The organism is Pirellulimonas nuda (genome assembly GCF_007750855.1).
Classification (GTDB): Bacteria; Planctomycetota; Planctomycetia; order Pirellulales; family Lacipirellulaceae; genus Pirellulimonas; species Pirellulimonas nuda.
Map to the genome: position 1 here is coordinate 6,464,579 of NZ_CP036291.1, position 21,690 is coordinate 6,486,268.

17 protein-coding genes are annotated in these 21,690 nt (G+C 67.3%); 7 read left to right on the forward strand and 10 right to left on the reverse strand.

Annotated elements, in window-relative coordinates; translation table 11 throughout:
* Positions 1-96: 96 nt before the first annotated feature.
* A complete protein-coding gene (fae, locus tag Pla175_RS25105) occupies positions 97-594 on the reverse strand; it encodes a formaldehyde-activating enzyme (RefSeq protein ID WP_145291825.1) in 498 nt (165 codons plus the stop codon).
* 385 nt (positions 595-979) lie between these two features.
* On the opposite strand from fae, the gene Pla175_RS25110 reads away from it, so the two are divergent.
* Positions 980-2,041, forward strand: coding sequence for a DUF1559 family PulG-like putative transporter (locus Pla175_RS25110; RefSeq protein WP_145292331.1), 1,062 nt, complete (start codon positions 980-982; stop codon positions 2,039-2,041).
* Between the two features lie 186 nt (positions 2,042-2,227).
* On the opposite strand, the gene Pla175_RS25115 is transcribed toward Pla175_RS25110, so the two are convergent.
* The 3 genes from Pla175_RS25115 to Pla175_RS25125 all read right to left on the reverse strand — a co-directional run bounded on the left by Pla175_RS25115 (position 2,228) and on the right by Pla175_RS25125 (position 4,918).
* The gene (locus Pla175_RS25115; RefSeq protein ID WP_145291826.1) at positions 2,228-3,001 is read right to left on the reverse strand and encodes an exosortase-associated EpsI family protein; all 774 of its coding nucleotides are present in this window, start codon (positions 2,999-3,001) and stop codon (positions 2,228-2,230) included.
* A 137-nt stretch (positions 3,002-3,138) separates the two neighbouring features.
* Entirely contained in the window at positions 3,139-3,834 is a 696-nt protein-coding gene (locus tag Pla175_RS25120) for a hypothetical protein (protein WP_145291827.1), read from the reverse strand.
* A 55-nt stretch (positions 3,835-3,889) separates the two neighbouring features.
* Positions 3,890-4,918 (reverse strand): polysaccharide biosynthesis/export family protein, encoded by a 1,029-nt coding sequence (locus tag Pla175_RS25125; protein ID WP_197527147.1) that lies wholly within the window; start codon positions 4,916-4,918, stop codon positions 3,890-3,892.
* A 669-nt stretch (positions 4,919-5,587) separates the two neighbouring features.
* On the opposite strand from Pla175_RS25125, the gene xrt reads away from it, so the two are divergent.
* The 4 genes from xrt (at position 5,588) to Pla175_RS25145 (ending at position 10,863) form a co-directional block, all read left to right on the forward strand.
* Positions 5,588-6,598 (forward strand): exosortase, encoded by a 1,011-nt coding sequence (gene xrt, locus Pla175_RS25130; RefSeq protein WP_197527148.1) that lies wholly within the window; start codon positions 5,588-5,590, stop codon positions 6,596-6,598.
* 277 nt (positions 6,599-6,875) lie between these two features.
* Positions 6,876-9,188, forward strand: coding sequence for a polysaccharide biosynthesis tyrosine autokinase (locus tag Pla175_RS25135; protein WP_145291830.1), 2,313 nt, complete (start codon positions 6,876-6,878; stop codon positions 9,186-9,188).
* Between the two features lie 161 nt (positions 9,189-9,349).
* A complete protein-coding gene (locus Pla175_RS25140; protein WP_197527149.1) occupies positions 9,350-10,486 on the forward strand; it encodes a phosphatidylinositol-specific phospholipase C1-like protein in 1,137 nt (378 codons plus the stop codon).
* Complete coding sequence (locus Pla175_RS25145; RefSeq protein WP_145291832.1) at positions 10,483-10,863, forward strand: DUF2237 family protein; 381 nt, start codon at positions 10,483-10,485, stop codon at positions 10,861-10,863. The genes Pla175_RS25140 and Pla175_RS25145 overlap by 4 nt, the downstream gene beginning before the upstream one ends.
* 17 nt (positions 10,864-10,880) lie before the next feature.
* Here the strand turns inward: Pla175_RS25145 and Pla175_RS25150 are convergent, their stop codons facing one another.
* Genes Pla175_RS25150 through metG form a run of 3 tightly spaced genes read right to left on the reverse strand, consistent with a single transcriptional unit; the run spans position 10,881 to position 14,326 of the window.
* Positions 10,881-11,513: a Uma2 family endonuclease gene (locus Pla175_RS25150; protein ID WP_145291833.1), complete on the reverse strand. Its 633-nt coding sequence runs from the start codon at positions 11,511-11,513 to the stop codon at positions 10,881-10,883.
* Between the two features lie 27 nt (positions 11,514-11,540).
* Positions 11,541-12,209, reverse strand: coding sequence for a Uma2 family endonuclease (locus Pla175_RS25155; protein ID WP_145291834.1), 669 nt, complete (start codon positions 12,207-12,209; stop codon positions 11,541-11,543).
* A 47-nt stretch (positions 12,210-12,256) separates the two neighbouring features.
* A complete protein-coding gene (gene metG / locus Pla175_RS25160; protein WP_145291835.1) occupies positions 12,257-14,326 on the reverse strand; it encodes a methionine--tRNA ligase in 2,070 nt (689 codons plus the stop codon).
* A 415-nt stretch (positions 14,327-14,741) separates the two neighbouring features.
* Here metG and Pla175_RS25165 point away from each other — a divergent pair, with 415 nt between their 5' ends.
* Both Pla175_RS25165 and Pla175_RS25170 read left to right on the forward strand, forming a co-directional pair.
* Positions 14,742-16,226 (forward strand): trypsin-like peptidase domain-containing protein, encoded by a 1,485-nt coding sequence (locus Pla175_RS25165; RefSeq protein WP_197527150.1) that lies wholly within the window; start codon positions 14,742-14,744, stop codon positions 16,224-16,226.
* Positions 16,227-16,353: 127 nt separating this feature from the next.
* Positions 16,354-17,481, forward strand: a complete 1,128-nt coding sequence (locus tag Pla175_RS25170; protein WP_145291837.1) for a hypothetical protein — start codon at positions 16,354-16,356, stop codon at positions 17,479-17,481.
* Positions 17,482-17,491: 10 nt separating this feature from the next.
* On the opposite strand, the gene otnC is transcribed toward Pla175_RS25170, so the two are convergent.
* From otnC to Pla175_RS26915, 3 genes are all read right to left on the reverse strand, one after another.
* Positions 17,492-18,124 (reverse strand): 3-oxo-tetronate 4-phosphate decarboxylase, encoded by a 633-nt coding sequence (gene otnC / locus Pla175_RS25175; RefSeq protein WP_145291838.1) that lies wholly within the window; start codon positions 18,122-18,124, stop codon positions 17,492-17,494.
* A 298-nt stretch (positions 18,125-18,422) separates the two neighbouring features.
* Positions 18,423-19,682 carry a 3-oxo-tetronate kinase gene (gene otnK / locus Pla175_RS25180; protein WP_145291839.1) on the reverse strand — a complete coding sequence of 420 codons (1,260 nt, stop codon included), beginning with the start codon at positions 19,680-19,682 and terminating at the stop codon, positions 18,423-18,425.
* A 279-nt stretch (positions 19,683-19,961) separates the two neighbouring features.
* Positions 19,962-21,650, reverse strand: coding sequence for a cyclase family protein (locus Pla175_RS26915; protein ID WP_315851501.1), 1,689 nt, complete (start codon positions 21,648-21,650; stop codon positions 19,962-19,964).
* Positions 21,651-21,690: the final 40 nt, after the last annotated feature.

Here is a 21,690-nt window from a genome sequence, read left to right on the forward strand (position 1 = left end):
GCGGCGGCTCCAACTACGCTGGTCTACTCAGTCGCAGCGGCTGGGGGCTTCGGCTAGCGCCTACGACCCCAGCCACCCACCTCGCATATGTGCTGCTTAAAACCCGCGGAACGGGTGGGCCGCCGCGTCCTTGCCCGCGATCATCTCGTCGGCCGTGGGGCTGCCGGTCATGGCGGCCTTGATGGCGTCTTTGGTCGCTTGCAGGTTGAACTCGTAGATCTTCTTGTCGTCGGCGGCTTCGGGGTGGATGAACACGCCGCACACGATCACTAGCTTTTCGGCGTCCGACTTGGGGATCACGCCGTCGGCGACCGAGTCCGCCACGGCCTTGGCCACCGCGGCCTGGGCGGGGCCGAACATCTGCACCGCCTGCTTCATCCCCTTGATCGTGACCTTGGTGATGAGCACCGTAGCGGGTTTTACGGCCAGGTTGGGGGTCAGGACCGCCAGCAGGTTGCTGTGCCCCTCGCTCTGATTGGCCAGGGCGTTGGCAAACGCGGTCCCCACGGGGCCCTCTTTGCTGCCGATCAACAGGTCGATATGGGCGATCTCGTTGCCGTCGCCGAATAGGGCCTCTCCGATCATCATGCTCATCGCTGCTCCTTGGTTGGTCGCGGGCCGCCGCGGGAATAACGCAGAGGCCTGCCAGAGAATAGCAAGCAGAGGTTGCCGGCAGGTAGCCCCGCTGCGACGCCCGGGGGCCACTCCCGGCCGCGGCAGAGTCGGGTGGCGGGGTTTTCGCTGCGCGGTGCGTGCCCGCAACCCGCGAGGGGGCCGCTACGATTGGTGGACAGGTTGGACCGATCATGCGAGAATAGCGTAGGTAAGGAGCGTAACCGCAGACGTATCGGGGGGTTAGGCTCGATTTGCCCGACGCCGGCGCCGCAACCGCGGCGTTGGGCTGGGCTATTGTCTTGTCCTCGGGGCACCACACGCCACGGCGCCACCGCGCACCGCGGCCTGTTTAGGAGAAATTCAGATGAGCCATCCCGTCCGCCACGCCAAGCGTTCCGCGTTCACCCCCCGACCCGGTTTCACGCTTGTTGAGCTGCTGGTGGTGATCGCCATCATCGGCACCCTGGTAGCGCTGCTGCTGCCGGCCGTGCAGGCCGCCCGCGAATCGGCCCGCAGCAACACCTGCCGGAACAACCAGAAGAACATCGCCCTGGCGCTGAACCTCTACGAGTCGAGCCAGAAAGAGTTCCCCGGCTACGTGGAGGACATCAAGCTCCCCAACGGCACGCAGTACGAGGGGCGGCGGGCGCCCTGGGCGGTGATGATCCTGCCGTTCATGGAAGAGACGGCCTTGTGGGACGCCTGGAGCAATCTCGAGGGGAAGTCGTCGACTCCCAGCGCCACCTGGGCTGGCCTGCCGTCGCCGGTAGCGCCCGAACGGGAGATCATGGTCTGCCCCAGCGACCCGATCGATGAGCCGGGCAAGCCGTTCTCCTCCTACGTGGTGAACGCCGGCCAGGCGTTTGACGACACGAAGCGGACGGACTCTCAGGAGTACGCCGCAAACGGCGTGTTCTTCGATCGCAGCACGAAGTTGACCTACGGCCAACGGAGCGCGGACGGCCGCGAAGGGAAGGTGCTGCGGACGAGCATGGACTCGATCCAAGACGGCACCAGCAAGACGATGATGGTCTCCGAGAACCTGTTCACCGGGTACTGGTGCCACGACACGCTTGACGCCTCTACAAGCAAAGACTTCAAGCATCAGTTCGGTTTTGTGTGGCACGGCGTGATCAACAACGCCAAGCGGCGGATCAACGGCCACAACACCGACACCTCCTTCGACCCGGGGATCACCACCGACGCGCTCGACGCCTCCAACGAAGAGCTGGGTTACCCCTCCAGCGAGCACCCGTCGACGGTAAACGCCGCCTTCTGCGACGGCCACGTCACGACGCTTGCCGACGATATCGACGGAGTCGTGTACGCTCAGATCATGACGAGCAACTACAAGCGCTCGAAGCTGGTGACCGCGAACAACCAGACCGACGCCCAGTTGCCGCCCGTTTCGGACAGCTCGTTCTAGGGGGCTGCCGCTCGTGCGGCGGTAAGCCTCGGGCGCGGCGATTGGGTCGATGCGCCTCGGTGCAGAGACGCAGAGCAGAGGCGCTTTGAGTGCAGTTGCGCCCGGCCAGCGGGCCTGTCCCGACGCGGCGTGCGCGCAGGCGCAGTGGGTTGCCGCAACGCGGCAGGCGGGGCATGCCGTGCGAGATCAGGCCTCGGTCTCGTCTTCGGCGGTCTGGTCCTCGGCCTCGCCTTCTGCCTTGTCGGCGGCCGCGGGCGCCGCGTCGTCGATCGAGCCCGGCGTGCAGGCCTTGCCCAGGGTCGCGTTCACGACGGGCATGAATTCTTGGGCGAACTCGTTGCAGACGCTGATCTCTGCCGGCTCGTCCTGCGTGGCTTGGCCCGCGGTGAGGTAGAGCTTGTACACCGCCCGGGCGTTGGGGAAGATCCAGCGGGCCTTGCCCTGGGGCACCTGCCAATTCACCGGCTCTCCCTCGACGGGGCGGAACCAGCTCCAGAACGTCCGCCAGCGTGAGTTCGCGTAGGGCGAATCAGTCGATGGACCGAACGAGGTGGTCAGGAAGTCGGTCGCGACCCCGTCCGGGGTCTCCATGGTCACCTTCTCCGGCTCGCCAAACTGCTGGTTGCCGTTGGACGGGTTGCAGACGTCGGGCGTGTGGCGGCTGATGTCGTCGATGTGCCCGACGATCAGCCACACGCGTACTTGCTGACGCGTGGCGGGGTTCTCGTAGACGCGCGACAACGCGGCGCCCACCGCCCCGGCGCCCTCGAGCACTTCTTCTTCCACGACTTCGTCGGTCCCCACCCAGGGGCCGATGTTCGTGGGGATCTGCTCGATCAGCTTGGCGCACTCGGCGGCCCGGACGTTGTCCTTCTCCCAGCGCGAGGAGAGCATGCCCTCCCACAACGTCAGGCCGACAACAATGGGAACAAGCAGCAAGATCGGGAGATAACGGAGCATCGTCGCGCCAACCAACGGGACCAGGAAACACTCCGGCGGTGCGCGCCGGGCTGTATAGTCACGTTAGGTCGGCCGCACGGGTCGGTCAACCGACAGGGCCGGCCGAGGGCGGGCCGGTTGGCCCGACCTTAACGGCATTAACGGCCCTGGTTGAGGAACACGACGGGCGAGATGTTGCCGCTGCCGTACGACGCGGCGCGGCCGAACTGGGGCAACGCCGGCGGAAGGTCGTCCGAGCGGTCTCGGCTGCCCTGCCGCGGGAACCCTACGCCGCCGCCACCCGCAGGAGGGGCGCCCCCCGCGGGCGTCCCCCCGCCCGAGGCCCCGGGCGGATTCCCGAAACCGGCCGGAGGACCAAACGGAAGGCGTGGCGGGGGGTTCGAGCCCCCGCTGGGCGGGGCCGGCGCGTCGCCGGAGCCCGCCCCGGGGCCAGGGCCGGGCATGCCCGGCAGGCCCGGGAGCCCGGGAAGGGGCGGCAACTCCATCTCGCCGCCGGAACCCGCGTCGTCGCTGGTCTCCGGCTCCTCTTTGCTCTCACTCGGCGGGGGCGCCTGCCGGTCTTCGACCTCCGGCGCGATCGGCTCAACGGTCGGCAGGGCCGACTCTTCCGCCGTGCCGGCGGGGGTCGGGAACGCCTCGTCGTAGTCGCCCGGCCACCGCCGCCAGCGTCCGGGGTAGTAGCCGTAGTCGGTGCGGTTGGGCACGCAGCCCCCCTCGGCGGAGCAGGGGGGGGGCGTCAACCTGTCCGGCGGGTGGTGCCCGCCCGCTTCGGCGCTCAGCGGGAGCGCCACGGCTAAACAGGCTGCCAATCGGATCGTTCTATGAAGCGGCATCGGTGACATTCCTTGACGGGTCCCGGTCGCCCGGAGCGTTGAGAGGTGACGCCTACTACAGTGTGCCTAGGCCGAAGCGGACAATGCGGTTCGCGGCGGCCGTGCCGAGCGAGACGAACCCGAGCAGACGTTCAAACGGACGGGTGATCGTCGCCACGCGGGCGTCGAGCGTCGCCAGCGGCTGTTCGGAGATGAACAACCGGTCTCCGGGCATGACCTGCCAGTTCGTGGCGGTCACGCCGCCACGGGTAATCTCGTCGTAGTTGACCGGCAGGATCTGCTCGCAGCCCACGCCGTTGGGCGCCGGGCGGGCGATCCAGATGTGCTTGCTGGAAACCTGACTGAGGCCGTTGATGTTCGAGATGGCGTCGAGCACCGTCTCGTTGCCGGTGATCGGCAGGTTGACGATGTTGTCGCCGAACGAGCTCCCCTGCGTGATGATGTAGTACTTCTTGCTGTTGTAGGCGAACACGTCGACCACAACCTCGGGGTCTTCTAGCTTGTTCGACAACTGCTTCTCGACCGCCTGCTTGGCCTGCTGGAGCGTCAGGCCGGTGACGTAGACCGAGCCGTACGTCCCCAGGTTGACGCGTCCGTCTGGCCCCACCAGGTGCTCGCCCACGATCTGCTGGGCGCCGGCGGAGAAGGCCAACGACACGCTGACCTGCGGGTCGGCGAGCGTCTTGGTCAGCTCCTTGCGGATAGCGTCTTGGGCGTCGTCGATGGTCATGCCGACCACGCGCACCTTGCCGTAGGCGGGGCCCAGGTCGACGGTCCCCTCCGGATCGACGCTGAAGATGTCGGCGATCGGCGACTCCAGCGGCGTGTTCAGGGCGCGGATCAACAGGCCGTCGAAGGGCTCGATCTTGTGCGGGGGTTTCGGGACGATCTTGATGGCGTTGATCATCAAGATGTCTGGCGGCTCGATCACGTACGGCGGGAGCGACACCATGTCCAGCTCGCGCGGCGCGGTGCTGGTAGGCGACGGCCCCGGGATCGTTGCCGGGATGGTCTCCCGGGGCGCCATGAATGCGGTGCAACCCACGCCCGAAGCGAGGATCAGCGCGCCACAACCTGCGAGCAACGCCCGCGATATGCTGGTTACCATCATTGCCGATGTACCCCTGAAGGACTCCGCCACCCGGCGCTGCTTGCAAAACACCGCTGATTCAAGCTGCTGAAAGGCCCTAAAGTCACATGCCGTCCGCAGCGCAAGCCTGAGCGGCGCGACCGGCGCTTCCGCTACAGTCGTAATAATCGGACGCATCGGCGGCGAACTTTGCCCTGGCCTGCTGGAATTCGCCCAAAGTTGCTCTTGCCGGCGCGATTTGCAGTCCGACGGCCCGGACGGCGCCGCCAATCGGGCGAACCGCGCCCCACCGATCGGCGTACGTGTTACAGGCCCCCCGACTCGGCGCGGGGCCGGTTGAATCGCTCGCTGGCATGGCTAGCGGTCAGTCGGCCTAAACCTTTTGTCAACCAAGGTTTACAGGCGGTCGCAGCGCGCGCCGCCGGCGCGTGCGTCTGTTTGACAGAAAAAACGACCACGCGTATCTTCGATGGTATCGCAGGTCGCGCGGCGGTTGGGCAGAGTTTCGGCCAACCCTGTGCGGGCGACCTCTCACGCCGAATGGACGCGGTGGGCCGGTCAACGGCCGGTTCAAGTAACGACCCCAAGGCGTCCGGCTGTTTTCTCCGGGCGCCCGAAGCAACTGCCTGTCCAATCTCCCCTACTCGGCGTCCTGTTAACTTCATGCCAGCATCGATATCACAAGTCGGACTTTCGCCGCTCGGGGCCCGCGGGCATGCCGGCGTCGGCGAGCCCGTTGACTTCAACCCCGCCGACCCGAAGCAGAAGCAGGTTCTGATCACCTTCGCCGTCGCGGTGGTCGTGCTCCTGTTTGTCTACCTAGAAATGCTGGTCACCACGGCCGGCACCTGGTCGAACGACATGTACTCGCACGGGTACATCATCCCGGTGCTCGCGGGGGCGTTGTTCTGGGTCCGCCGCAAGGGCCTCGTGCCCGCCACTGCCAGCGAGGTGTGGGCCGGCGCCGGGATGATCTGCGTGGCGCTGCTGGTCCGGATTTTTGCGGCCACCTACAACATGGAGCCGCTTGACCGCTACAGTTTCCTGCTAGCGCTGCTCGGCGCCGTGGTGCTGTCCGGCGGGTGGCGCATGCTGTCGTGGGCGTGGCTTCCGGTGCTGTTCTTGTTCTTTATGTACCCGCTCCCCACCGTCGTGGAGCTCAGGCTGCTCGTCTCGCTGCAGGAGTGGGCCGCAAAGATCAGCGCCGTCGTGTTGCAGGTGCTGGGGACCGGGGTGCTGCGTGTCGGCAATCAGATCAAGTACCAGGGTGAGGACCTGATGGAGGTCGCCGAGGTCTGTAGCGGCCTGCGGATGGCCACCATCCTCTCGGCCATGGCGGTCGCCATGGTGTTCTTCATCGAACGCCCCTGGTGGGACCGGCTCATCGTGCTGCTCAGCGCGCTGCCGATCGCGTTTATCGTTAACGTCGCGAGAATCGTCGTGACCGGCCTGATCTTTATCGCGGTGAAGAACACCGGCGAGGCCATCTCCCCCGAAATGGCCGAATGGATCGACCAGATCGCCCACGACTGGATGGGGCTGGCGATGCCCATCGCGGCGGTAGGACTTATCTACTTAGAGCTTGCAATCTTGTCGAAGCTGTCGGTGCCAGAAGAAACCGTGGAACTCAAGCCTGCGGGGATGTCGGCCCGACCCATGGCCCCGATCCAGTAAGGCCGTGTGCCCACGGCGCGTACGCCGGCACGACGTCGGCGTGTTGATCGTTTGCATCATTGTTGAAAAAGGCGAACGCTGGCCGGCCGCGGTGCGGACCGGTCGGCCAGACCTAAGCGACTGTTGTGTATAGAGTTAGCCACGCTCCGCAGGGGGCAAATCGCGGTTGGCCCGCCGGTTGCTAGTCCAGGCAAGGACGCAGTACCGCACCGACGTAGGCCCGCTTAGTTGTCCAGTCGCCCCGGCCTGGGGTCTTTCACGAGGAGAAGAACGCCCGATGTCTCAACACGACGGCAACCACACACACTACGATCCCATGCCAAGCGACGACTCAATTCCGCCGCGTCCCCCCATCGGGGGCGCGCTCGCTCCCCTCACCGCCGGCATGCCGGTCGGGGGGCCGCTGGCGCAGATGCCGATGGGCCCCCGACCGACCGACGTCATCCGCGGCGGCATGGACCGCAGCGGGCTGTTCCACGCGTTGCGGCGCCGCTGGTTGCTAGCGACCTGCATGGGCCTGCTGCTGGGCGCCGCCTCGGCCGCCGGGCTCTGGATCGCGTTCCCCGAATCGTCCACGGCCACCGTGCAGTACCTCGTGTCGAGCGAGAACCAGGAGGTCATGGGGGGAGACATGGGCAACGAGTCCCGTGACTTCGAGATCTACCGCAAGACGCAGGTCGTGCAGATCCGCAGCCCGTTTGTGATCAACGCCGTCCTGAAGGACCCGGCCGTCCGGGCGCTGAAGTCGGTGGCCGCGGAGCCCGAAGAAGACCGCCCCGAGTGGCTGTTGGAGCGCCTCACGGCCCAGTTCCCGGGCGACTCCGAAGTGTTGGAGATCCGCCTCACGGGCAGCGAACCCAAAGAAGACCTCGCCGTGCTGGCCCAGGCGGTCAGCCGGGCGTACTACGAAGAAGTTGTGTACCGCGCCAAGCAGAAACGGCTTCTGCCCCGCACCATCCTTCAGCAGGCCGCCACGAAGCTCGACGCCGAGATCCGCCGCAAGAGCGAGTCGCTGCTGGCGTTGCAGCAGGACCGGGGCTCGACGGACGCCTTGGTGTTCGACCCCCGCACGCAGATGCTGATGACCGACATCAAGGACGCGCAAACGAAAAAGTCGCAGGCCGAAGGCGCCCTGGCCGAGGCCCGGGCAGAGTTCAGCCTGATCCAGACGATGGTGAACGACCCCGCGTACCTCGAAGCGCAGGTGGACGAGGCGCTGGCGCAGGACCCGTCGATCGCCAACATGCAGCAGATGGTGATGATGTACGACATGCAGATCCGCGAGGTCCGCTCCACCACCAAGCACGGCGACTCTCCGCAACTGCGTTCCCTGGAAAAGAAGCGGAACTCGATCCAGAACGAGATCGCCCAGACCCGCAGCCAGATGAAGCAGCAGTTCATGACGCGCAAGCAGACCGAACCCGACCCGTACCTCAAGCAAGCGACCGTGCGGTTCCAGATCGCGCTGCAGAACTACGGCCAGCAGATCAAGCAGGCCGAAGAAGTCATCGCCAAGCTTAAGGAAGAGGTCGAGGTGCTGGGCGAGAAGGACGCCGAGTTGGCGATGCGTGCGAGCGAGGTTGAGCAGCTTCAGCTCGTGCAGCAGAGCGTGGTCGACCGGATCGAACGTTGGGACATCGAGGCCGAGGCCCCGGACCGCATCACCCCGCTTGGCGGCGACCCCAACGCCCCGCCGGAGACGACCGACAACATCAACTTCTACGAACGAACCGCCATTTCGACCGTCGGCGGCATCGGCGCCTTCCTGCTGACCGCCCTGGGGATCGCCTACGCAGAGTTCTCCGGCCGGAAGCTGAACGACCCCGACCAGGTAGAAGAGGGCCTCGGCATCCGCGTCATCGGCACGCTGCCGTCGCTGTCCGGACGCAAGGTGCTTTCGAGCAGCAGCCCGATCCTGGCTCAGTTGCAAGAATCGATCGACAGCGTGCGGACCGCGCTGATGCACGAGTCGACCACCAAGCGGCGACAGATCGTGCTGGTCACCAGCCCGGCGACCCTGGAGGGACGCACCACCGTCGCCAGCCAGTTGGCCGTGAGCCTGTCTCGCGCCGGCCGGCGGACGTTGTTGATCGACGGCGACGTCCGCAGCCCGTCGCTGCACACGCTGTTCGACGTGCCGTTGGAAGACGGATTGTGCGAGGTGCTGCGGGCCGAGGTGGACGTCTCCGACGTGGTCCGCGCCACCAACGCCGAGGGGCTGTGGCTGCTGACCGGCGGGTACTGCGACGTTGACGCGGTGCACGCGTTGGCCACCGACCAGGTGCAGCCGATTATCGAGAAGCTCCGCGGCGACTACGACTTTATCATCATCGACGGCGCCCCGGTGATCGGGCTGTCCGACGCCCTGCTGTTCGGTCAGCACTGCGACGGCGCCATCCTGTCGGTGCTCCGCGACCAGACGTCTGTCCCCAAGATCCATCAGGCGGCCGAGCTGCTCCGCAGCGTCGGCATCCGGATGATCGGCACGGTGGTCAACGGCGTCCCGTTCAAGAGCGACCGCCGCGTGATGCACCTGCAAACCGCGGCGCCCAGGAGCCCGCGGAAGCAGTTGGAACAGGCCGACGCGTAACCCATGCGTGGTTGAGAAGTCCTACCAAGCGGGGCCCGAAGTTCGGGCCCCGCTTTCTTTGTGCGCCGTCAAGAAGGCTCTCGCAGAGGCGCCCAGACGCAAACGACGAGAAAGCCTCAACCGACAATTCACTAAAGCTCTCTGTCATCAAGGCTTGGTCATTGGTCTTTCTCTCTTGCCTGCCCCTCCCTCCGCGCCTCCGCGCCTCTGCGAGAGGTTTAGCCATTGTCGCGCTGCTGGCCCCGCTGGCGGCCTGCGCGGAGGCGCCCGTCACGCTCGACCGCGTGCAGCTCATCGGCAGCCACAACTCGTTCAAGGCGCCGATCGACCCGCCGCTGCTGCGGACGATGGCGACCTTCAGCGCCGACGCCTGGCGGCTCGACTACGCGCACGCCCCGCTGCCGGAGCAGCTTGAACTGGGGCTGCGGGCGTTTGAGATCGACGTCTACCACGACCCGCAGGGGGGCGTGTTCGCCAAGCCGGCGGGGATCGAGCTCATGCGTTCGGCCGGCGCCCAGCACGCCCCGTTCGACCCCCAGGGGGTAATGCTCCGCCCCGGCTACAAGGTGCTGCACGTTCCCGACATCGACTTCCGTTCAAACTGTCCAACGCTGGCGCTCGCCCTGGCGCAGTTTAAGGCGTGGTCCGCCGCCAACCCGGGGCACCTGCCGGTGGTGGTGACGATGAACGTGAGCGACCAGCGGGCGCCGCTGCCGGGCGCCGCGACGCCGCCCAAGATCGACGCCGGGGCCCTCGACCGCCTCGACGCCGAGCTCCGCGCCGGCCTGGGCGACCATCGGCTGCTCACCCCCGACTTCGTCCGCGGAGACGCCGACTCCCTTGAGTCGGCCGTGCTGGATGGGGGCTGGCCGACCGTCGAGCGTGCGGCGGGCCGGTTCTTGTTCGTGCTGGACGAGGGGGGCGCGAAGCGCGACGCGTACATCGCGGGGCATCCCTCGCTGCGGGGGAGGGTGCTGTTCACCAATTCACCGGCGGGCTCGCCGGAGGCGGCCTTCCACATCGTCAACAACCCGATCAAGGACGGCGCCCGCATCCGCGACCTGGTCGCCCGCGGCTACCTGGTGCGGACACGGGCCGACGCCGAAACCGTCGAGGCGCGGAAGAACGACACCCGCCGCTTCGTGGCCGCGGTGGAGAGCGGCGCCCAGGTCATCAGCACCGACTACTACGTGGCGGACCCGCGGGTCGGTCCCTACCGGGTGCGGTTTGACGACGGCGGCTTCGTGCGCTACAAACCAGAAGCCCCCCACCCTGCCGCAACCAAGGCCCCGCCATGAGCTCCGAAACCGTCCGCCGCGCCAAGAACGTGCTGGGAGAAGAGCTGCAGACGTGCGGCACGCGGCCGATGACCGGCTTCTACCGCGACGGCTGCTGCAACACCGGCCCCAGCGATCAGGGGCTGCACCTGGTCTGCTGCCGGGTCACGGCCGAGTTCTTGCGCTACAGCAAGCAGTCCGGCAACGACCTGTCGACGCCGATGCCCGAGTACCAGTTCCCCGGCCTGAAGCCGGGCGACCAGTGGTGTGTGTGCGCCGAGCGCTGGAAGCAGGCCTACGACGCGGGGATGGCGCCCCAGGTGGTGCTCGAGGCGACCCACATGTCGATGCTGGAGTTCGCGACGCTGGAAGAGCTTCGCGAGCACGCCGCGGAGTAGCTACGGGGGCTTCGGCACTACACCTTCCCAGCGTCCAGCGCGGCCTGGACGTCTACAAGCAGGCCGGCGAGGAGCTTCGAAGAGGCAGCTTGCCCGGGCGTGAACACGCCATATTCCACATAGGCGTTGCTCCCTTCGGGCAGCACGAACACAGAGATCTTCTTGTCCCTGGGATCAACGATCCAGTATTCCGATACCCCGGCCGCGGCGTAGTCACGCAGCTTCTGGTCGTAGTCCCGCTGACGGCTTTGGTCGTCGTCGCTGACGATCTCCACAGCCAAGTCGGCGGCGTCCCACACGCGTGCGCCGCGCTTGTCGAAATTCTGTTTGCACAGGAACACGATGTCCGGCTCGCGGACCTGGCCCGGCCTCAGCCGGACCCGCAGGCCGGCAAAGGATACTTTGCCGAGGTCACCGGCCGCGACGAACGCCCGGAGCTGGTCGAGAAGGTACAGCAAGATGTCTTGATGGTCCTCGGTGGGCATCGCCAGGAACTCCAACTTGCCGTCGCTGAACTCGATGAGCCGGTTGGCGCCTTCGGTGAGGTCCAGGTAGGCGTCTTCGCTCCACTGGCCCTGATACGGGTACATCGTCGCCAGCTCCCACACGGGTTCTAGCGCGTTCGGACTGGCCGTGGGGAGAATGCTCATCGTATCGCTATTGATCCGGTCGGCGGGCTAGGGTTGTGCCGCCGTGAACACATCTTGAACTTGAACCGAAAAGCCATCAAGCAACTTCGACCCGGCCGACTGACCTGAGGTGAACACTCCGAGTTCTGCATAAGCCTCGGCGCCCTCGGCCAGCGTCAGCACCGTGATCTTCTGCTCCTCGGGATCCACAATCCAGTACTCGCTCACGCCGGCGCGGGCGTAGTCGGAGAGTTTCTCTACGTAGTCGCGATTGCGGCTCTTGGGGTCGGGGCTGACAACCTCGATCGCTAGGTCGGCGCCCTCGAAGTAGTCTTCGCTGATCCGGCCGCGATTTTCTTCCAGCATGAACACAATGTCCGGCTCGCGGAACGTGCGATTCCGAAGACGCACGCTGAATGCGGCAACAACCACAACGCCCAATGCGTGGGTCCGAACATGTCGGTCCAGCGGCTGAAACATCCATTGGACGATGAGCTGATGAACTCGCTTCGGCATTGGCAGCACCTCGATATGCCCGTCCACCAGCTCGACAAGATGGTTTGTATCGAGGGCGACGCTGAGGTACTGCGCCTCGCTCCACTCGCCTTGATTCGGCCAAAGCGCAGCGATCTCACACGAGGGCCTGGGCAGACCCGTATCGCCGAGCGGCAGCAGGGCCGCGTCGAAAAAATCAGACTGTGGCGTCGATTCGATCATGGTTTGATTATATCACCCCCGTCCGATCGGTTGCACAACCCGGCGCCTCAATGCACGCGCTGCCCCGGCTTGGCCCCCTCATCGGGCGACAGCAGGAATACCTCTTCACCACCCGGGCCGCTGGCGACCACCATCCCTTCGCTCAGGCCGAACTTCATCTGCCGCGGCGCTAGGTTGGCGGCCATCACCACCAGCCGCCCCACGAGCGTCTCGGGCTCGTAGGCCGCCTTGATGCCGGCGAACACCTGCCGCGTCTGGTCCCCGCCGAGGCTCAGGGTCAGCTTCAGCAGCTTGCGGGCCTCCGGCACCTGCTCGGCCGCAACCACGCGGGCGACGCGCAAGTCGACCTTGGTGAAGTCTTCGTAGGTGCACTCGTCGGCCAGGGGCTCGGCTGCGAGGGGCTCGGGTCCATCACTGAACTGCGTCAATGCGGCGCCGATCGGGGCGTCCGTCGCTTCCTGCTCTGCTGGTTTGCTGTCTTCGATCATCGCGTTCACCTTGGCGGGTTCGACTCGTTGGAGCATGTGTTGAAATTTGTTGACGGGCGTGCCGACCAGCGGCTCTTGCGCCTGGTCCCAGCCGGTGATCGGGTCGCCCAGCAGCTCGCCGGTCTGCTCGGCCAGCTTCGGAAGCACCGGCGCCAGGTAGACCACGATCTGCCGGAACAGGTTGAGCGCGACGGTGCAGACGTCTTGCAGCCGCTGCGCCTCGGCGGCGTCCTTCCGCAGCTCCCACGGCTTGGCCTCTTCGACGTACGGGTTGGCCCGATCAGCGAGCTGCATCACCAGCCGCATCGCGCGGCCGTAATCGCACGCCTCGTACGCTGCGGCGATCTCTTCGCTGAGCGCGGCGCCCGCGGCGAATAGTCCGCCGTCGTCTGGGTAAGTCTTGCTGAGTCCCGTCTTCTCCGCAAACTTCGCCGAGCGGCTCGCCAGGTTGACCACTTTGTTGACGAGGTCGGTGTTCACCTTGGCGATGAACTCCTCCAACGACAGGTCGAGGTCGTCGACCTTGCTGGAGAGCTTCGACGCGTAGAAGTACCGCAGGTAGGCGGGGTCGAGGTGGTCGAGGTAGGTCCGTGCAGAGACGAACGTCCCCTTGCTCTTGGACATCTTCTCGCCGTCGACGGTCAAGAACCCGTGGATGTGAACCTTAGTCGGCAGGCGGTATCCGGCGGCGTGCAGCATGCCGGGCCAGAACAGCGTGTGGAAGTAGGTGATGTCTTTGCCGATGAAGTGGTGCACCTCGCGGCCGTCGTTTGCTGGAGCGTCGGCCTTGGGCCACCAGTCGTTAAGCTTTCCGTCGTTGGCGTCGCACCATTGCTGGGTGCTGGCCATATAACCGATGGGGGCGTCGAACCACACGTACCAGTAGTTGCCCGGCGAGTCCGCGATCTCGAACCCGAAGTAGGGCGCCGGGCGGCTGATATCCCAGTCCCGCAGGGCGTCTCCCAGGAAGTGCCCCTTGAGGTAGTTGGCGACCTCCGGTTGCAACGCGCCGGACGTTTGTGTCCACTCGTCCAGCATGCCGTGCAGCTTCTCGAGCTCGATGAACAGGTGGAGCGCCTTGCGTGTCTCGGGAACGGCGCCGCTGAGCGTGCTGCGGGGGTCGATGAGCTCTGCCGGCGAGTAGGTGCTGCCGCACTTGTCGCAGTTGTCGCCGTACTGATCGGGCGATTTGCACTTGGGGCACGACCCCTTCACAAACCGGTCGGCCAGGAACGTGCCCGCCTGCGGGTCGTAGAGCTGCTCGATCTCCTTCTCTTTCACCAGCCCCGCGGCACGGATGGCCTTCCACAGCACGTGGCAGAGCTGGCGGTTCTCTTCGCTGTTGGTGCTGCCGTAGTTGTCGAACACGATGCCGAAGTCGTCGAAGTCGCGCTCGTGCTGGCGCTGCATGTCCTCGATGAGCGCCTCCTCGCTGCGGCCCTCCTGCCGGGCGCGGATCATGATCGCCGTGCCGTGGGTGTCGTCCGCGCACACGTACAAGCACTCGTGACCGCGGAGCCGCTGGAAGCGGACCCAGATATCGGTCATCAGGTACTCCACCAGGTGCCCGATGTGGATCTGCCCGTTGGCGTACGGCAGGGCGGAGGTGACGAGCAGGCGGCGGGGCATAGTCACTGTGGGAAGTGGGAGTACTCAGTTGCGCCGGGACCGGGGACGGTCCGGCTCACAAGCGGCTCGCGTGTGAGCCGGGGCGTCCCCGCCCCCGGCGAGGTTCAAGAAAACGCAAGTCTACCGGCCCGCCTGCCCCCCCGCGACCCGCATCGGCACGCGGTGTGCTTCGCCACAGGACAACGCCAGCGACCGCCCAGTTCGGTAATCCACGGCTTGAGTCAACCTCTCAAAAACCAGGAGAATCGAGGCGCCAGCACCGCCATCAGTCAGGTTTTCCCGCGGCAATGGTCTTGTAACATTTACGCAAAAGGGGCAAAGTGCCCGCCGCGGCACGCAGTTCCTTCGCCCGCAAGGATGCAGCGAAGGTCCCGAACCGCCCGCCCCGCACGCGTGACCTATGGAGGGAACAGGGATGTTCCGCATGCAGAAACTCTTCCTCTTGGCCCCGGCCTCGTTGCTGTTGCTGTTGGCCGCCGCCCCCGTGAGTGTTGGCCAGACCGTTCTGCTGGATGTCGGCACCGTCAACTGCACCTACTGCCGGCAGATGGACCCCGTGGTCGAGCGGCTCAAGGCCGAGGGCGCCCCGATCGAGAAGGTCGACGCCTCGCGCGATTCGCAGATCGCCTCCCAGCTGGGCGTCCGCAGCTACCCGACCTTCGTGATGCTGGTCGACGGCAAGGAAACGGGCCGGATCGTCGGCTTCACCAGCTACGAAAAACTCCGCGGCCTGCTCGCCACGGCGTCCTCGCCGCGGGCGCCCGCACAGGAGCAAAGCACGCCGCGCAACGATCGGGTGCAGGCGACGTTCGCCTCGAACAGCCGGCCGGCCGGCGAGCAGGGCCCGCCCGCCGCGTCGCTCTCGAGCGGCGAGGCCTCTCTGGTGTCGGCCTCGGTGCGGATCCGCGTCGACGACCCCGAGGGGCACGCCTTCGGCACCGGCACCATCATCGACGCCCGCCAGGGCGAAGCGCTGGTGCTGACCTGCGGGCATCTGTTCCGCGACAAGAACAAGCAGCCCCTGGGCGACCGGGCCAAGGTGACCGTAGAGATCTACGACGCCTCGCAGGGGACGCCGCAGGTGGTCGACCGCGTTTCGGCGGTGGTGGTCCGCACCAACTTTGAGAAAGACCTGGCCCTGATCGCGATCCGGTCGGCCCGCCCGCTGGTTACGGCCCGCATGGCGTCCCGCGGCCCCGCTACGTCGCCGGGCGAAGCCCTGCGCTCGGTCGGCTGCGACCACGGCGCCGACCCGAGCCTGCGGACCGGCCAGGTAGTAGAACTCGCCCGCTGCGACGGCGCCGAGTGTGTAGTCGGCACCGGGGCGCCGGTCGTTGGGCGTAGCGGCGGCGGGTTGTTTAATCGCGATGGCGAGCTGGTCGGCGTTTGCTTTGGCGCCGATGTCGACAAGAACGAGGGGCTGTACGTCGGCGTCGCCGAGGTGCACGCCGAGCTCGACGCCCAGAACCTCAGCGCCGTGTACCGCGACTCGCCCATCCGACTTGCTTCCAACCCGAACCCCATTGGGGTCGGCCCCGGCCTCGAGCCGGTACCCGGGCCCGCGGCGCCCGTCGTCCGCGGTCAGGATGCCGGCGCCGACCAGGGCTGGGACAACCCGGCCCCGCTGGCGCCGATCGCCCCGGCGGCGGCCCAACCTGCGATGGCACAATCCCCGATGGCCCAACTCTCCGGCCTCAGCCCGCGAGAGCAGGGCGCCCTGGCCGAGCTGGCCAGAACGGCTGCCGACGCCGAGGTGGTGTGTGTCGTCCACCCTTCGACCCCCGGGGCGACCACCGAGGTCTTCAGGCTGCGGAACCTTTCGCCGCAGTTTATCGAAGCGTTGCGGGCCATGCAGGCCCATTCCGAGAGCGGCGCAGCACAACCGCCCCAGCGGCGCTAGCCGGCACGACCCGCAAATCGGCCGGGAGAGTCCCGCCAGCGCCCGCGGCGGGCCGCGCCGAGCGTGTCCTAACCTTGATTGAACGGCGCGATCGAGCGCCCGGTCTCTTTCGAGGGTGTAGGACGCCATGATCTGGTTTGTAGCGGCGGTAGCGGTGGGCAATGTGGCGGTCGGCTATGCCCTGGGCGCACGCCTGGGGTGGCCGCTGAAGGGCCGCGACGCAGAGCCGCTGCTGGCCGACCGGCCGCAGGCCGCTGCGCCGGTCGCCCCACCAGCGGCGCCGTTTGTCGCCGCCACGCCGGCGCCGGCCCCCTTCGCTCCGCCGGCGACCGCTGCGTCGCCCCAAGAAGCCAAGGCGGCACTCGACGCGTTCCGGCAGCGGCTGGAGGCGGCGGGCTCGAGCCTGCGCGCCACGATCGACCAGCCCGAAGACTTCCAGCGTTCGGCCGGAGAGCTGCAGAAGACGAACCACGAGTTCCTAGACGACGCCGCGCAGCGGCTGCAGGGCTGGCGCCCCGGCGGTCAGGACCAGGCGCAGCGCGACGCCCTGGCCGCGGGCGCCGAAGAACTCGGCCGCCAGGCGGCCAAGATCGACGCGTTGCTCGAGCAGCCGCTCGACCCCGAGCGGCGTAGCGAGCTGGTGGCCGATACCGAAACACTCTCGGCCGAGGTTGCCGCCAGCGCTAGCCGGCTAGAAGCCGCCGCAGGCGGGCCGGAGCCGACGACGCCGGGGCTCCACCCGACAATGGCCACGCTCGACGCCCTGATCGACGCGATCACCCACGAGCTCGAAGAAACCGATCAAGCGCCCCCCACGGCGCTGCTGCAGTTCGACCCCCCATCGGCCCCGCACCCGGCCGGGTGCGGCCCCCGGCTCGAGGCGAAGCTGGTAGAGCTGCTGCAGGAAGCGCTAGAGCCGCAGCAGATCGTCACCTCCAAAGAGGGGGCCGGGTACCTGGTGCTGCTGACGGGCGACAGCCCTGAAGAGGCGCTGGCGCGGATCGACGGCTTCCGCCAACAGGTAGAGGCGGGCCGCTTCAGTGCCGACGGCCCGGTGGTGCAGGCCACGGTCTCTTGCGCCGTCGCGGCATCGGAAGGCTGCGGCGGGTTCGAGGAGGTGTACCAGCGGCTCGAGGCGGCGCTGGCAGACGCGCAGCGGCTCGGCCGCAACCGCACCTACCACCACGACGGCCGGATGGTCGCGCCGGCCCTCCCCGAGAGCCTGGGGCTCTTGCCGATGACGATCGAGATCTAGCGCCCCCACTTCACGTAGGGAACCGCACGCGCAGGTCGGCGACCTGCGCCTCGGTAAGCGGCCGGATGGGCTGGCCGCGGAGCAGCAAGAACAGCTTGGCGGTCTCTTCGAGCTCCTCGGCGGCGTAGACCGCTTGCTCGAGCCCCGCCCCGGCCACCACGGGCCCGTGGTTGGCCAGCAGCACCGCACGGCTCCGCTGGGCGAGCGTCGCCACCGCTTCGGCTAGCGCTAAGTCCCCCGGCGGGAAGTAGGGCGCCAGCGGCAGGCTGCCGACCCGCATCACGTAGTAGGCGGTGAGCGCCGGCAGCACGTCGTCCGGGTTGACGTCCGCCAGGCAAGAAACGGCCACCGACCACGTTGAGTGCAGGTGGACGATCGCCCGCTCGTCGGGCCGTCGCCCGTACATGGCTTGGTGCAAGAACAGCTCCTTGGAGGGCTTGTCTCCGTCCAGCACCTTGCCGTCGTGGTCGACCAGCGCGATCTTCGCCGGGTCGAGCGTGCCCATGCAGCTATTGGTCGGCGTGATCAGCATCCCCTCGTCAACACGCAGGCTGATGTTCCCCGAGCTGCCGCAGCCGTAGCCGCGGTCGAACAGGCTCTTGGCGTGGTGGGCAATCGCTTGGCGCTGTTCGCGGTAATTCATGCTGGGGGGACCGATCGAGGCGAAGTTTTGACCACAAATAGCACAGATTTCACGGACGACGTTGGCTGAGACGGCGGCCACAAAACGGCACAAGAAGCACAAGGCAAGACGCGACTTCGGATAGAAAGTTGAGCGCCTAGTTCACTGCCTGACGCCGGGAGCGTTGGCGTTGGGGGGTCTGTCGGCGCCGTAGTCTCCGGGCGCTCACGATTGGGGCTCAATGCTGCCTAGCTCGTCTCATGTCCTCGTCCATTTTCTGCGCCTTTTTGTGCTTCTTCGTGGCTACCGTCATCCGTGGTTAATGGCAGTTTAGCGCGCGGGCGAAGAAGTCGTCCTGGCCGAAGTTGCCGCTCTTGAGCGCGAGGTCGAGCTTGGGCTGGCTGGTCGACTGGGTCCAGGGAACGCCCGGGGCGATCGACGGCCCGATCCGCAGCGAGGCGACCCCGAGGGCCTGCAGCACGGCGCCCGAGGTCTCCCCCCCGGCCACCACCAGCCGCCGCACGCCCAGGTCGACCAGTCCGCGGGCGAGCCGGCCCATCGCTTCTTCAACCAACGACGAGGCCTGCTCACCCAGCGACGAACGGGTCTGCTCGATCTCGTGGGGCGTGGCGGTCGACGAGATTAGCAGCGGGCCGTCGTCGAGCCGAGACTCGGCCCAGGCGAGCGCCTCGTCGACCACGCCCTGCCCCAGGGCGAGCCGACGTGGATCGATCCGCAGCGCCTGGCGGCCCGCGCTCCACGCGGCGACCTGCCGCTGCGTGGCCATCGAGCAGCTTCCGGCCAGCACCGCGGCATGGCCGTCGGTGGGCGTGAACGACGCGTCGTCCGGGTGGCCCGCCAGCAGCCCGCGGCGGCGGTAGGCCTGCCCCAACGCAGCGGCGAGCGCCGACGCGGCGGTGATCAGCGGCGCCTGGACCAACGCGTCCGCCCAGGCGTCCAGGTCGTCGTCGCTGGTCGCGTCTGCGATCACTAGCCGGACCCCCAGGCTGCGCAGCTCGGCAAGCCGCGCCTCGATGGCCGCGCTCCCGGCCCGCACGACGTCCAGCGGCACCAGGCCCACCTCGCCGTGCGATTGCAGGCAGAGCCAGCGGACCAGGTTGGGGTCGGTCATCGGGTTGAGGGGGTGGTTCTGCATGCCCGACTCGCTCAGCAACGCGTCGCCCACGAACAAGTGCCCGCGGTAGACGGTGCGTCCGTTCTCGGGGAACGCGGGGCAGAAGACGGTCTGCTCGGCGCCGGTCGCTTCGAGCAGCGCCTCGGCCACGGGACCGATGTTGCCCCGAGGGGTCGAGTCGAAGGTCGAGCCGTACTTGAACAGCAGCCGCTGGGCCCCCGCGGCCCGCAGCGCCCGGAGCGCGTCGAGCGAGTCCCGCACCGCGGCTTCGGGCTCGATGGAGCGCGACTTGAGCGACACCACCACCGCGTCGACATCGTTACAGTCGGGCAGCGGCTTGGGAACGCCAACCCACTGCACGGTGCGCATCCCGCCACGCACCAACATCGAACCCAGGTCGGTGGCGCCGGTGAAGTCGTCTGCGATACATCCAAGCAGTGGCATTTTTCTGGTCGCCAGAGAGCTACGAAACGGTTAACGACAACGAACACGAAGGAGCACGAAGTTAATACCAAAGCCGCGGCGGGGACGAAGCAAGAGATCGGCGGACAGGTCGGAGCAATGCATGAGGGGGCGCGTCGTTGAGCGTTCCTCGGGTGTGTGACAACTGGTTCGCAACGTTCACTACGTCGCCGGCCGATTCCCAGACGGGTCGCCCCGCCGAAACGCCATCCCTGCTTCTCCCTTCCGCTTTTTCTTCGTGTTCCTTCGTGACCTTCGTGGTTAAACGTCCGACGATGACCGCAGCACGGCGACCGCGCGGATGGGGGAGCCGTCGCCCCCGGCTATCTTAAGCGGCAGGGCGATGAGCTCAAACTCGTGGCCCACGAGCCGATCGAGGCCCACCAGCCCCTCGACGATCGTCACGCCGCCGCGGAACAGGGCTTGGTGCACGTCGGTCAGCTCCCGCATGTTGTTGACGTCCGCGACCGACGGGGGCTCCACCCCGACCAGCGCCACCCGCTTGGCCACGAGCCACTCGGCCAGCTCCAGCGAGATCCGCGGCAGGGCGTCGCGGTACTCGGGCGCCGGGTAGCGCAGGCTCCAGTCGGTGCGTAGCAGCAGCCGGTCGCCCGCCTCGATGCGGTCGGCCCAGTCGCTCAGCCGGGCGACGGTGATCAGCTCCGCCGGTTCAACCGGCGTGAGGTCGATCAGCTTGGCGGGGCCGACGCACACGGCCAGGTCCTGGGCGTCCAGCGGCGCGGCGCCGTCGATGAAGTGCCGCGGCGCGTCGATGTGCGTCCCCGCGTGCGAGTACAGCGACAGCGTCGTGGCGTTCCAACCTTCTTTGGCGATCGTCTTGGCGGGGCTGATCGCGACGCCCGGCATCTGGTTGTCGATCGGGCGGGAGAGGTCGATCACGCGCGTCGTGGGCAGGCCCTCCGGGCGGACCGGCCGATCCACCAGAGACGACTGGTAGGCGGCCTCCACCACGCGGAGCGACTTGAGGTACTGGGCGCCCGCGGTCTCAAACGGCGCCCCCGAACGCAGGCAATCGATGAAGTGCTGCTGTGTCGCGCGGACGCAGTCGCCGGCGAAGCCCTCGGTGCTAAACGTGTAGTCGTGCGGCCGCTCTGCTTCGCCCAGAGGCTGCAGCGTGATCGCGCCGTCTCCCCACAATCGCAGGCTGCCGGAGTCTCCCTCTACCAGCATCTGTCCGAAGGTGAGACGCGGGTTGGCGTCGGTCGATTCGTTGAAGCGGTTGGCGTCCCACGTGCAGACGGCGCCGCTGGCCATCCGCAGCGTGAGCGTGCCGGCGTCCTCGCCGGCGATCACCGGGTTGAGCCGGCGCAGCAGGGCGTAGATCGAATCGACCTCGCCCGCCAAGTAGCGGAAGGTGTCGATGAAGTGGACCCCCGTCTCGAACACCAGCAGCCGGGGCATGGTGCGGAAGTAGGGCTGCCGGCCCAGGTAGGCGTCTTCGCCCCAGCCGTCTCCCATGCGGGTGCGGAACGAGATGGAGTGCACCCGGCCCACCGCGCCGCCATCCATCAGTCGCTTGATCTCGCGGTGCCACGGCTGGAAGCGGAAGTTCTCGTGCACCATCAGCGGCACGCCGGCGTCGGCCGCCGCGGCCACCACCTGCTCGGCGGTCCGCAGGTCGGGGGCGAGGGCCTTCTGGCAGATGATCGGCAGGCCCCGCTGGGCCGCGCGCCGCACGAGGTCGAGGTGCGAATCGGGGGGCGTGATGATGTCTACGAAGTCGGGCTTTAGCGCGTCGATCGCCTGGTCGAAGTCGGAGAACGAGCCCGCCACGCCGTGCTGCTGCGCGGCCGCGGCCGCCTTGCCGGCGTCGCTGTCACAAATGCCGACCAACTCTGCCCCGTCGACACGCCGCCACGCGTCGAAGTGGAACTGCGCGAAGTAACCGGCGCCGATGGAAAGACCGCGGAGCGTGGGAGGGTTTGCCATGGGGCCGCCAAGTGCGATCAGATCGCGATAGAAGAGAGAA

Bases quoted from the DNA above. Each gene is read 5' to 3' on its own strand.
- Pla175_RS25170 (WP_145291837.1), top strand. From the start codon at position 16,354: ATGATCTGGTTTGTAGCGGCGGTAGCGGTGGGCAATGTGGCGGTCGGC.
- Pla175_RS25150 (WP_145291833.1), bottom strand. From the start codon at position 11,513: ATGAGCATTCTCCCCACGGCCAGTCCGAACGCGCTAGAACCCGTGTGG.
- metG (WP_145291835.1), bottom strand. From the start codon at position 14,326: ATGCCCCGCCGCCTGCTCGTCACCTCCGCCCTGCCGTACGCCAACGGG.
- xrt (WP_197527148.1), top strand. From the start codon at position 5,588: ATGCCAGCATCGATATCACAAGTCGGACTTTCGCCGCTCGGGGCCCGC.
- Pla175_RS26915 (WP_315851501.1), bottom strand. From the start codon at position 21,650: ATGGCAAACCCTCCCACGCTCCGCGGTCTTTCCATCGGCGCCGGTTAC.
- Pla175_RS25110 (WP_145292331.1), top strand. From the start codon at position 980: ATGAGCCATCCCGTCCGCCACGCCAAGCGTTCCGCGTTCACCCCCCGA.
- otnK (WP_145291839.1), bottom strand. From the start codon at position 19,682: ATGCCACTGCTTGGATGTATCGCAGACGACTTCACCGGCGCCACCGAC.
- Pla175_RS25145 (WP_145291832.1), top strand. From the start codon at position 10,483: ATGAGCTCCGAAACCGTCCGCCGCGCCAAGAACGTGCTGGGAGAAGAG.
- Pla175_RS25155 (WP_145291834.1), bottom strand. From the start codon at position 12,209: ATGATCGAATCGACGCCACAGTCTGATTTTTTCGACGCGGCCCTGCTG.
- Pla175_RS25165 (WP_197527150.1), top strand. From the start codon at position 14,742: ATGTTCCGCATGCAGAAACTCTTCCTCTTGGCCCCGGCCTCGTTGCTG.
- Pla175_RS25120 (WP_145291827.1), bottom strand. From the start codon at position 3,834: ATGCCGCTTCATAGAACGATCCGATTGGCAGCCTGTTTAGCCGTGGCG.
- otnC (WP_145291838.1), bottom strand. From the start codon at position 18,124: ATGAATTACCGCGAACAGCGCCAAGCGATTGCCCACCACGCCAAGAGC.
- Pla175_RS25115 (WP_145291826.1), bottom strand. From the start codon at position 3,001: ATGCTCCGTTATCTCCCGATCTTGCTGCTTGTTCCCATTGTTGTCGGC.
- fae (WP_145291825.1), bottom strand. From the start codon at position 594: ATGAGCATGATGATCGGAGAGGCCCTATTCGGCGACGGCAACGAGATC.
- Pla175_RS25135 (WP_145291830.1), top strand. From the start codon at position 6,876: ATGTCTCAACACGACGGCAACCACACACACTACGATCCCATGCCAAGC.